Source organism: Cyclobacterium lianum (assembly GCF_900143075.1).
GTDB classification, from domain to species: Bacteria; Bacteroidota; Bacteroidia; order Cytophagales; family Cyclobacteriaceae; genus Cyclobacterium; species Cyclobacterium lianum.
Genome location: NZ_FRCY01000006.1, coordinates 294554 through 306685, shown reverse-complemented (window position 1 = coordinate 306685; position 12132 = coordinate 294554). Strand labels below are relative to the sequence as shown.

The window sequence follows — 12132 nt, the reverse complement described above, 5'->3', positions numbered from 1 at the left end:
GACGCAAAATGAAAAATATAAATTATATCGTCATTTTATTAATAATCACTGGGATAATAGGCTATTCCTGTGATGATGCTACGATCGAATTGGAGCCAATAGGAGATACAGAGGCGGGTTTTTTTCAGACAGAGGAACAAATGACACAAGCAGTATTGGGTATTTACCAAAAACTAACTTTTTTCTACACATTCAGGGGAGGTCCCAACAATTTTTTGCAGGCTATCTGGCAATTGCCCGCTGATGACCTGACTACCGAGGCCAATCATCCCCATGAGTTTTTTTCGGGGTTGAATGGAAACAATGGACAGCTCAATGCATTTTACAGGTTTTCTTACCAATTGATCGCCAGAGCGAATACATTACTGGAAAAAATTGAAGAAAACGGAGCAACGGCCTATGAAAACCAGCCTGAGCTAAGGGATTTTCACAGGGGCGAAGCATTGTTTTTGAGGGCCTGGATGTATTTCAGGCTATGGAACACCTATGGCACTGCTCCACTCGTACGGGAACGGATTACAGTGTTGGAAAATGCCTTTCCTCCAAATTCTCAGGGAACTGAACTATTGGATCAGGCAATAATTGATTTGGAGGAGGCAGCACAGCTTTTGCCGGAATCCTGGGATGATGTCAACAAAGGTAGGGTTACCCGAAATTCGGCACTCGGACTCAGGGGTAAAGTTTTGGTATTCCGGGGAACAGTATCAGGAAATAACGCGGACTTTGGAATGGCCATTCAAAATTTTGATGCCATTTCCGGGCTTTCATTAATGCCCAATTACGGGGATAATTTTGATGCTTCTTTGGAAAATAACGATGAATCACTATTCGAATTCCAAGCCAATAACCAAGCCGCCATCAACAATGTATTTCTGGACAACGACAGTTTTGCGGTGGTAGGCGATATCGGGGCATATTTGGGGCAGTTTGTCCGAAGGCCTAGCTGGGTAGGCAATGCCGTTTATTCCGCTACCTCCTCGCTCAAAAACGAGTATGAGGAAGGAGACCCGCGAGTGCCTTATATTTTTGACCCGGATCCCGGATTGGTGACCAATGTGGTCAAGTACATTAGGGATGGAAACTGGACCAACAACCCGGGAGGAGCGAATGGATCCAGTCGTAATAATCCGAGAATACTCCGGTATGCTGACATTTTACTGCTTAAAGCAGAGGCCATCGTTCGCTCCGATGGGAACCTGCAGGAGGCGGTTGCCCTTGTAAATCAGATACGGGAAAGAGCAAGGATGTCCGAAGAAAATGGAGTTTCACCAGTTCCCGCAGATTACACCCTTTCCGGAGCAGCAGGAGACACGGTGCTGGATTGGATTTTTAAGGAAAGAAGAATGGAACTTGCATGCGAGGAAGGGCACCGCTGGTATGACTTGAGAAGGAGACATCTGGCAGGTGAAATAGACCTCAAAATCTGGGATTTCGACAGCAAAAGAATTGATCTCGAATTTGAGGATTACCATGTAAATTTTCCCTTACCTGAAATAGAAGTGATAGAAAATGAAAACATGAATCAAAATACAGGTTACTAACGAATTAAATTCAAACCTATTGAATCATAAATGTAAAAATCCTGGTAATTGCCTTTCGGTTCATTTGCCAGGATTTTTCTTTTTTCAAGGTTTTAACACGATTTTGTTTTAATTTAAGGGCTAAACCAAGGTCAAATACCTGAAGACCTTAAAGTATGCTATCGACATACAAAAGGTTTTATTATAAAAAAAAGTGTGCCTTTGCGAAGACAAACAAATAATTTCATGTATGCCAATAAAGAGAAATATTCCGGTGTTTTTTACCATCGCAGTTTTGCTAGTGGTGTCCTGCCAGCATCAAGCGGAGCAATCTACAACACAAAAACCCAATATCCTTTTTATACTCGCAGATGACCTGGGCTACCAGGACCTGAGCTGCATGGGCAGCGATTATTACGAGACGCCTAATATCGATAGGATAGCCAATGAGGGAATGATTTTTACCAATGGCTATGCCGCCTGCCAGGTGTGCAGCCCTTCCCGGGCCAGTCTGATGTCCGGCAAATTTCCGGCAAGACATGGGATTACCGATTGGATCGGTGCCAAAACAGGAGAGGACTGGAGAGCAGTAGGAAGGTTCAACAAATTGCTTCCACCGGAAAACAAAGACCATCTGAACCTGGATTATACCACCCTTCCGGAAGCGTTGAAGGAAGCAGGCTATTCCACCTTCTTTGCCGGAAAATGGCATTTGGGCGGAGAGGGTTCTTTACCTGAAGACCATGGTTTTGATATCAATAAGGGTGGCTGGGACAAGGGTAGCCCTATGGGAGGATTTTATGCTCCCTGGGAAAATCCTTACCTGGAAAGTGGTCCCGATGGAGAAAGCCTGACCATGCGTCTGGCCCGGGAAACAGCCAATTTTATCCGGCAGGAGCAGGAGAAACCCTTTTTCGCTTTCCTTTCCTTTTATGCGGTGCATGCACCCATTCAGACGACCAAAGAAAAATGGTCCAAATACAGAGATAAGGCCAAAGAAGCCGGTATTGCAGAGACCGGATTCGAAATGGGTCGCTTTCTTCCTATCCGCCAGGTACAGGATAACCCCGTATACGGCGGTCTGGTGGAGACCATGGACGATGCTGTCGGCCACGTGTTGCAAACCCTCGATGAATTGGGTTTGGAAGAAAAAACCATCGTAATTTTTACCTCGGACAATGGCGGAGTTTCCGCAGGAGATGCCTTTGCCACTTCTAACCTCCCCTTGAGGGGAGGCAAAGGGTATCAGTTTGAGGGAGGTATTCGCGAACCTTACTTTATCAAAACTCCCTTTCTGGAAAATGCAGGTAAAGTTTCGGATGCTCCGGTGACGGGCACGGATTTCTATCCCACCCTGCTGGATCTGATCGGCGAGGAATTAAAACCCGAAGAGCATCCGGATGGGGTCAGCCTTTTGCCTGTGCTCACCGGGGGAGAGATAGAAGAAAGACCCCTTATCTGGCATTATCCCCATTATGGCAATCAGGGAGGCGAACCCTCTTCCATCATCCGGTTGGGAAAATGGAAACTGATCCATTATTATGAAGATGGCCGGGAGGAGTTGTACAACCTGGATCAGGATCTGGAAGAAAACCATGATGTGGCTGCAGAAAATCCAGAATTGGCTGGCAGATTGAGCGAACAGTTGTTTGCCTACCTGAATGAAGTAGGCGCCCTGTACCCCGAAAAAGATCCCCGGTACGATCCGGCAAAGGAAGAAGAGTACCTGGATAGGGTACGAAATGTCCGGATGCCTGCCCTGGAAAAACAGCGCATGGAGTTTCTTTCAAAAGACTTTGACCCCGGCAATCAATGGTGGGGCAGTGAGGTGGACAATTGATACGGGATCCCGGTGTCATATTTTACTGCATTGGAGACGGCATTCCAAAGCTCTTGCCAGCCCGAGACCCTACCCGGCGAGGGCCTCGTTAGATGCGATAAATGAGAGGCTTTCCGAATAGAAGCTGATTTAAACTGACCATGCAGCGCAATCAGAAGTCAGATTGGTTTAATATTTCAATTATTTGGTATATTTTAGGTATCAAATAAAAAACTGAAACCCCAACCCAAAATGAAGAACCCGATCATTGTCTTAGGCCTTTGCTTGATATTTTCCTGCAATTCCCGCCAGGAAGAGCTTCCCCCTCCCAATATATTATGGCTAACCAGCGAAGACAACAGCCCTTTTCTTGGCTGCTATGGAGATGATTTTGCCACAACGCCCCATTTGGATTCACTCGCAGCGGAAGGCTTCTTATACACCCATGCCTATGCCAATGTGCCGGTTTGTGCTCCGGCCAGAAATACCATCCTTACGGGAGTGTATGCCAATTCCGGCGGACACCAGCACATGAGGAGCTACTACGACAAAGCGGCAATGATCCAACCCTACCCCAGGATGCTGAGGGAGGCCGGCTATTATTGCACCAATAATTCCAAAGAAGATTACAATATCAATCCCGATCAAAATCAGGATTTCTGGGATGAATCCAGCAATAAGGCACATTATAAAAACAGACCGGAGGGAAAACCTTTTTTTGCTGTTTTTAATACCACCATTTCTCACGAAAGCTCCATTCACCAGTCCATTCCTTCCGGACAGCTACGTCACCGCCCGGAAGATGTCACTCTACCTCCTTACCATCCTGATACCCCGGAGATGCGACATGACTGGGCGCAGTATTATGACAAAGTGGAAGATATGGACCAGAGGATCGGAGAGCTCTTACGTGAACTGGAAGAAAGTGGTGAGGCAGAAAACACCATTGTATTTTATTACGGAGACCATGGTGGCGTATTGGCAAGAAGCAAGAGGTATGTGTATGAATCCGGCACAAGAGTACCCTTTATCGTCAGCATTCCGGAAAAATACAGACACCTCTACCCCGCAGAGCAACCGGGAAGCGAAGTCAGTCGCCTGATCAGTTTTGTGGATCTGGTACCCACGGTATTGAGCATTATTGGTTCAGAGATCCCCGATTACCTGCAAGGCAACGCTTTTTTGGGGGAACAAAAAACCGAAGATCCGGAATATGCCTTTATGTTTCGCGGACGTATGGACGAGCGCTATGACATGAGCCGATCCGCCAGGGACAGCAAGTACCGTTACATTCGAAATTATATGCCTTACCGGGTGTACGGGCAGTTTCTGGAATACCTCTGGCGTGCTCCGTCGATACAGTCCTGGGAGGCCGCTTACAAGGCAGGAGAATGCAATGATGTTCAGTCCAGGTTTTGGAATACCAAGCCTGCAGAAGAGCTGTATGATACCCAAAATGATCCCTGGGAAGTCAATAATCTGGCTTATGATCCCCGGTACGAGGAGGTGCTTCAGCGAATGCGGACGGCTACCAAAGACTGGATGCTGGAGATAAAGGATTCTGGTTTTATTCCAGAGGCCGAGTTGATAGACCGGACAGCAGGTACGACTACCTATGAGTACATGCGGCAATCTGAGCTGGATCTGAACGAGTTGGTGGATGGCGCCAATCTGGCTTCAAATCCCAGGAAGGGTGATTTGCCGTTTCTTACAGCAATGTTGGAGCATGAGGAGTCTGCCATCAGGTATTGGGGCGCCACTGGCTTACTGATGTTGGGAGGGGAGGCTGCAGAAGCCGTTGAGGAACTGAAAAATGTGCTCGCTGACCCCTCATCAAATGTTAAAGTGGTGGCCGCGGAAGCAATGTATCGACTCGGCCATGAGGAAGAAGGTTTGCAGGCGCTGTATGAAGTCTTGCAAAGCTCAAATTCCTTCGCCAGGACACATGCCTTGAATGCCATAGACAGCATAGAAGATGACGAGGAGGCTACCCATCAGGCTGTATTGGATATGATCGGCATGGTGGGGGAATTTAACCGCAGCCATTACGATCTCCGGGCAGCGAAGGGATTGCTTACCAAATGGGACATAGACCCCGCAGATCATGGCTACGACATGAACTGGTAGGCAATGAAGAGGAGGTCTTTTATTTCCAGGATTGGCCTTGGTGCCTCAGCATTTATAGGGGGAGCCGGCACGATTCGTGCCGATATACCGGCTTTGCCGGTATACACCTATCCCAATCCCGGCAAGTTTTCTGAAGTGCTCAACCGGGCGGGCCAATTCATGGTCCGGCTGGAAATACTTGGTGTAGAATGTGTCGAACCGCAACAGGTGCTCCTGGAGATGCAGATACCTGAAAAAAAACTGCGTAGAATTGGCGTTTACCCATTTGCCAACCATAGTCCGGAGCGGCAAGACAATGTTTTCTCCTTCAGTGTAGGAAAATCCTTTCCCTATGTATTTGCGATATGGATTGCTGATCCAGGTCCGGATACAGAAATTTCCTTTTTGCTGAATGGTAAACAAATGAAATTTTTGTTGAATGAGCTGGTCAATAGTAAGCAGTTGGCTTTTCAGCAGAATGGTGTTCAGCTAAGTTGCAATTTCCTGTTAGACAAGGAAATCGGCCATTTCGATCCAAAAAGCATCGGTATTTCACCGCAGGAGGGTGCTTTTTCCATAGCAGTCATGGCAGATCCGCAGGGAGGGGATCCGACCACTCCCAAAGCACATCCGACACGAATGAAAATCCACAATGCCTTTATAGAAGACAGCGTCAACAGAATAAATGACCTGAATCCAAAACCCGCCTTTACCCTGGTATTGGGTGATGTTGTGGACAATCAGGGCGAGGCCTCACATTTTGAGGCCATGCACAGGTACCTGAAAAACATCCAAACGCCCATTCTCTATGCCATTGGAAACCACGAAACACGCTATCAGGCCGAATTCAGACCTGGTTATCGCATGGGTGAATTCAATAATTTTTTCAGCGCCCAAAAGGCAATTAACGGTTTGGAATACCTACTTTACAGTTTCGATCTCGGAGAATGGCATTTTATCATATGGCCAGACCCTTTGCGAGCAGGTTTTTTTGAGACGCATCCCCATTATTTTGACTGGCTGGAGGAGGATCTGGAGCAAAACAAAGACAAACCCACCCTTTTTTTTCAGCATGTTCCTGCTCATCCCATTGGAATTGATCCTTTGATCAATTATGCGGAATCTGTGGTAGTAAAGCGCATGCTTCTGGACAGATTAGCTACTCATGGTAATGTCAGATTTATATTTAGCGGGCACGTGCACATTCCTGTCAAAGCCTCTTTTAAAACTGCCGTGGCTTATCAGGGCATGAAAATGATCAATCTTCCGGCAGCAGGTTACCGGCCCAGGGCCTTTGGTGAAGAAGAGCTGCACGGAGGACCTTCCCAGGGCGTTTTGATAGTTGAAATTCAGGGTAATGAAGCCAGGGCTTATTTTAAGACGGTTACTGAAGAAGTTTATCCCTATCCGGAGAAACTGCCGGATTTTAATGAAGCCGCATATCCCCTCTGGTTAAATTACAAATGGCAGTTGGATGCCGGAGAAGAAATAAAAAATGGCGACTTTTCTGCAGGGCTGGCCCATTGGCATACCAGATATGTATATCAGGAAGACAAAGCACCTTCCAATCAGATGGAAGTAAAAACCTTTCAGGACTATAAAGCCTTGTATCTGCACAGCACAAAAAGAAAATACCATATTCCAGGCCAGGACAGGTTGCCGCAGACCATAAACCATTTGTGTCAGGGGATACTACTGGATGGAAAACCAAGAATGATCGTACTGGATTATTGCCTGGACAAGCAATCCCCAAGCCATACAGAAGCATGGGCCGGGGGCTTCGTCTGGCTGGAGGGTTTTCAGGGAAGTGTCAAACTTTTAAATATGGCCTATTGGGTAGGTAAGGGTACCACCCAGCTCACCGACAGATTTACCGATCAGAAAGAAGTGCCCTTTCTCCACTTTCAGCTGGATGATCAATTGGAGTATTGGCAGCAAGCCCGGCTCAATTGGCTTTCTGACTATCAGGACCAGGGGCTGGATATCTCCGGTTTGGACCGGCTGCTGATCAACCTGGGCACCTGGCATGTCAACGATGGAAACAGCCCTGGTTTCGGAGTCTATTTTTCCAATATCAGGTTATCCGATCAGCTGGGTGAATCCCAAGTCAATCAGGAAAAAATCAAATCCATGCCCAACGATAAAATGTGGTGGATGAACAAGTACGAACCATTTGTGCACATTGCCGGAGAGCACAGGTACATCATGTCCACAGATAAAAAGCATTGATGATGCACAATAAATTAATTACACTCTTGCTATCACTGACGCTTCTGATTGCCTGCCAGGAGAAGCGCAATTTTAAAGTTCACCAGCTAACCACCAATCACCTGGAAAACCCTATGGGTCTGGAAGAAGATCCTTTTTTTAGCTGGAAAATAGCTGTTGAATCCGGTTTCAGACAGTCGGCCTACCGGATTTTAGTGGGTAGCAATCCGGAAAAGCTGGAAAGAGGAAGGTCAGATCTTTGGGATTCAGGAAAGGTTTTTTCTACCCGTTCCCGGGGATTGGCCTACCGGGGCAAGGAGCCACAGGCAGGACAGCGGTTGTATTGGAAGGTGATGGTATGGGATGAGCAGGATCAGGTTTCGGAAAGTGATGTCAGTTGGTTTGAAATGGGTTTGATGGAGGAAAGCAACTGGGTGGCACCGTGGATTTCCTATTTAGAGGAGGTTAGAGAAGAGCCACCCCTCACACCGGCACCTTTTTTTCGCAAAAGCTTTCAAATATCGGAAGATATCCAATCTGCCAGACTGTATATTTCCGGATTGGGTTACCACGAAGCATGGATCAATGGAGAGAAAGTGGGGGACCATGTGCTGGATCCCGCCATGACCCGGTATGATAAAAGGGTGAAGTATGTGATTCATGATGTAAGTCAGTTGCTTCAAAAGGGCGGCAACGTTATCGGTGTGGTATTGGGAAATGGCTGGTACAATCAGCATACCCGGGAGGCCTGGGATTTTGATCAGGCACCCTGGAGGGCTTCACCTGCCCTCAGGGTACAGCTGAGGGTAGTGAATAAGGAAGGGCAGGAACATTGGATATATTGCGGAACGGACTGGAAATTTAGCATGGATGGCCCAATCATTTTTGACGGAGTGCACAATGGCGAAAGCTACGATGCGCGTAAGGAAATGCGGGGATGGGCAGCAACTGGTTTTGCTGACCATTCATGGAACGATGCCATAGAGATATCCGGTCCTGAAGGGAAGATGTCGGCTCAGCTTATGCCGCCAATCAGGCGGATCCAATCCCTGAAAGCAAACAATCAATGGGAAGTCAATGACAGTACCACAGTGGTGGACTTTGGTCAAAACCTCACCGGATGGGCCAATATCCGGGTAAAAGGACCGGCGGGATCCCGTGTCAAAATGAGATACGGGGAGCGTATATATGCAGACAGCACCCTGGACGTAGAAGAACTCAGCCGTTTTATCTGGACCGGAGATACCCAGACAGACCGGTATTATCTGAAAGGTGGGGGAGAGGAATCCTGGCATCCGATTTTTACCTACCAGGGCTTTCAGTATCTGGAGGTGACAATCGGTGATCCGAAAATAGAAATCCTGGATATTAAGGCCGATGTGGTCCATACAGATCTGGCAGAAAAGGGTTATTTCAGAAGTTCAAATGACATGTTCAACCAGTTGCAGGAAAATTTTGAATGGTCCTTTCTGGGCAATTACCACGGTTATCCTACGGATTGTCCGCATCGGGAAAAGATGGGCTGGTCCGGGGATGCGCTCCTCGTGGCTGAAGCGGGTTGCTACAATTTTGACCTGACCCGGCCTTACCTGAAGTGGATAGATGACTTTGTAGACGAGCAGCGCCCAGATGGAGATCTGCCTGGGATCATTCCCACGAGTGGATGGGGCTATACCTACAACCGGAGCGAAGATCCGGAGCGTGGCTACGGACCTCAATGGGAAGGAGCATTTATGGAAATTCCCTGGCAATTGTACCGCTTTACAGGCGATTCTACGATTATCCGCAAATACTATCCGGCATTCAAAAAATATGTGGATTACCTGAACGCCCATTCAAAGGGGTACCTCTTAAATTTTGGCATAGACGACCACAAGCAATTGGAAAACAAGACCCAGGGTCCTTTCCTGGCCTCGGCCTTTTTTTACTACTTCAGCGATATGCTCGCCCGAATGGCTGGAGTCGCCGGAGAGGAGCAGGATCGGAATACCTATTCCGGGCTTTCCAGAAACATTCGGGCAGCATTCAATGGTCGCTACTATGATTTGGAAACCGGTATTTACGACCACGGCGGCCAGGCAGCTCAGGCCGTTCCTTTGTTTGTTGGCTTGGTAGAAAAGGATCAGGAGGCGGCTGTTTTGGCAGGATTGTTACAAGCCATCGATGCAAAAGATGGGCATATCGATGCGGGCGTGGTCGGAACCAAAGCCGTTTTGCAGGTTTTGATGGATCAGGGGCAGGGTAAAATCTTGTATGAAATGGCCAATAAACGTAGCTTTCCCGGTTGGGGCTATTGGGTGGATGAACTGGGAGCCACTACCCTTTTTCAGAACTGGGACGGATCCCAGTCCCGGAATCATATCATGTTTGGCACCATTGGGGATTATTTTTACAAGGGCCTGGCTGGCATACGTCCGCTGGAAGACCAGCCCGGGTTTGGAAAGATTCTGATCCAACCGGATTTGGACAATGAGCTGAAATGGGTAGAGGCCGGGCACCAGTCGCCCTATGGCTGGATCAGATCTCATTGGAAGAAAGTTGGAGAAGATGTTACCCTGGAATTGGAAGTGCCGGCAAACAGCTCGGCTGAGATCCGCTTGCCGGAGGGATTGGAAGAGGGCTTGCTTTTGAATGGGAAACAGGTACCTGTTGCTGACTTGCTCGGGAATACCGGTAACACCGGCCCGTATACCGGGCTGCTTGTGGGTAGTGGCAGGCATGTGCTGGAGTTTTGATGGCCTTAGGCAACTAGATATTCTCCAAATTAAAATGCCATGGTTTTAATGCAATCAGCATGGATTTTGTGTCTGCTATTTGGGAATGTTTCACCGAATAAAATTATACGATAAAATGGAAAGAAGTCACATGTATTGAGATATTGTCGCATCAAATGGGCAATGATATACCAATATTTCTGCTTCAAACGGGATGTATATTCAAGGTATGACTTTTTCAAATTAAATTTTAGAATAATTAGTTGTTTTTATTAAATTAATAAGTTATTTCAGCTCCACTTTTAGTATTGTTTGATAGTTACAGGTACTGCAAACTAAAAGCTCATACAGGCTTTTGCAGTTTTTGATAAGATCATTATCTTATTTAACTCCTATAAAACTCAACCTCTATTTTTAACTACCCTGCTATTGCTATCATCGGATGCCGAAAAGGTGTCACTAGAGTAGGCAAAACTTTTAACTATTTCACCAATGAAAACCAACATTTCAGATGGACAGGTTTGGAGAACAAATGACTGTGCTGGCTAAAGGATCAGGGTATTCTTCTAATTTACGCTGTAGAGTAGACATGAGAGCAGTATGGGGAAGTGCTGTTATCAATGGTGGTTATGGGGCTGTCCGGGGAGACTTAATTGAATGTGCAGGAGGCACTGTTGTATTTCCTTTATTGGGGTCTGTGGATCCGACTAGTTTTGGGTTCTATTGGGCTCTATTTACGGGTTTATTTGTCTCCTTTTCCGTTGCCTGGACCGTTAAAAAATTCCAGAATAAGCCGAAAGAATAGATCAGGCGTAAAAGTAGGCGATCACTTTCCGGAAAGTGATCGCCTTACATTAAAAGCTTGCATGCCGTTTTACATAAGGTTATAGGTTGAAATCGGAAAATGAGCTATTTTTATTGGTAAAAATTAGGAAATGCCTTATTTATGGGTAAATTTAACTGGTAATTACCAATAAACCCTATCATGCCGCTCTCTCATCTCAACGTTTTGAAGCAGTTCCCTGCTGAAAGAAACAAAACCAGATCCGTGGAAAAAACTCCGGATGCAACCCTTTGGGATCAATTCCGGAATGGCAGCGATGCGGCCTTTATTGAGATTTACGAGCAGCATTTCGATCGGCTCTTCGCTTACGGCATGCGATTGACCGGCGATGAATCTCTTACCAAGGACGGCATTCAAGAGGTGTTTTTCGATTTAAAAAATCTCCGCAAGAAATTGGGGGCTACGGATCATATCCGGTTTTATCTGTTGAAATGCCTTAAGCGGAAATTGTTCCGGCAGCGTTCCGGATGGGAGCAACGCCGTGAACCACTACAAGGGGAAGAAGGGTTTGATTTTGTCTTGTCTCATGAACAGGTCATTATCGATCAGCAACTGGATGGCGAACGAATTGAGGAACTCAACCGGGCCATAGCGGGACTAAGTCCCAGAAAGAAGGAAATCATTTATTATTTTTTTTACGAAGGCCTTTCTTATGCCCAGATTCGGGACTTGCTGGGATTGGACAGCGACCACACTACACGTAACCTGATGTATAAAGCACTGGCCTTTTTAAGAAAAGCCCTGGGTTGATCAGTAGGGACCAGGCCTCCAAGCGCCCATATCTCCGCTTATATTCACAACATCAGCCAATCCCCATCCACCTCCCTCAATCTCCCTCAACCTCCCTCCACCTCTCTCAATCTCCTTCAACCTCCTTCAACCTCCTTCAATCTCAATCAATCTCCCTCAATCTCATTCAAC

General features: G+C 46.9%; 6 protein-coding genes. All 6 read left to right on the top strand.

The features are described from left to right. Nucleotides 1-8: 8 nt before the first annotated feature. The 6 genes from BUB19_RS12495 to BUB19_RS12465 all read left to right on the top strand — a co-directional run bounded on the left by BUB19_RS12495 (nucleotide 9) and on the right by BUB19_RS12465 (nucleotide 11961). Nucleotides 9-1541: a RagB/SusD family nutrient uptake outer membrane protein gene (locus BUB19_RS12495; RefSeq protein ID WP_073094870.1), complete on the top strand. Its 1533-nt coding sequence runs from the start codon at nucleotides 9-11 to the stop codon at nucleotides 1539-1541. Between the two features lie 229 nt (nucleotides 1542-1770). Beyond that, nucleotides 1771-3360: a sulfatase gene (locus BUB19_RS12490; protein WP_073094869.1), complete on the top strand. Its 1590-nt coding sequence runs from the start codon at nucleotides 1771-1773 to the stop codon at nucleotides 3358-3360. A gap of 231 nt (nucleotides 3361-3591) precedes the next feature. Further along, nucleotides 3592-5466: a sulfatase-like hydrolase/transferase gene (locus BUB19_RS12485; protein ID WP_073094868.1), complete on the top strand. Its 1875-nt coding sequence runs from the start codon at nucleotides 3592-3594 to the stop codon at nucleotides 5464-5466. Between the two features lie 3 nt (nucleotides 5467-5469). Next, nucleotides 5470-7674: a metallophosphoesterase family protein gene (locus BUB19_RS12480; protein ID WP_073094867.1), complete on the top strand. Its 2205-nt coding sequence runs from the start codon at nucleotides 5470-5472 to the stop codon at nucleotides 7672-7674. Further along, complete coding sequence (locus BUB19_RS12475) at nucleotides 7674-10388, top strand: family 78 glycoside hydrolase catalytic domain (protein WP_084097245.1); 2715 nt, start codon at nucleotides 7674-7676, stop codon at nucleotides 10386-10388. Before BUB19_RS12480 ends, BUB19_RS12475 begins: the two co-directional genes overlap by 1 nt. A gap of 1027 nt (nucleotides 10389-11415) precedes the next feature. Continuing rightward, nucleotides 11416-11961, top strand: coding sequence for an RNA polymerase sigma factor (locus BUB19_RS12465; RefSeq protein WP_218588563.1), 546 nt, complete (start codon nucleotides 11416-11418; stop codon nucleotides 11959-11961). Nucleotides 11962-12132 lie beyond the last annotated feature (171 nt).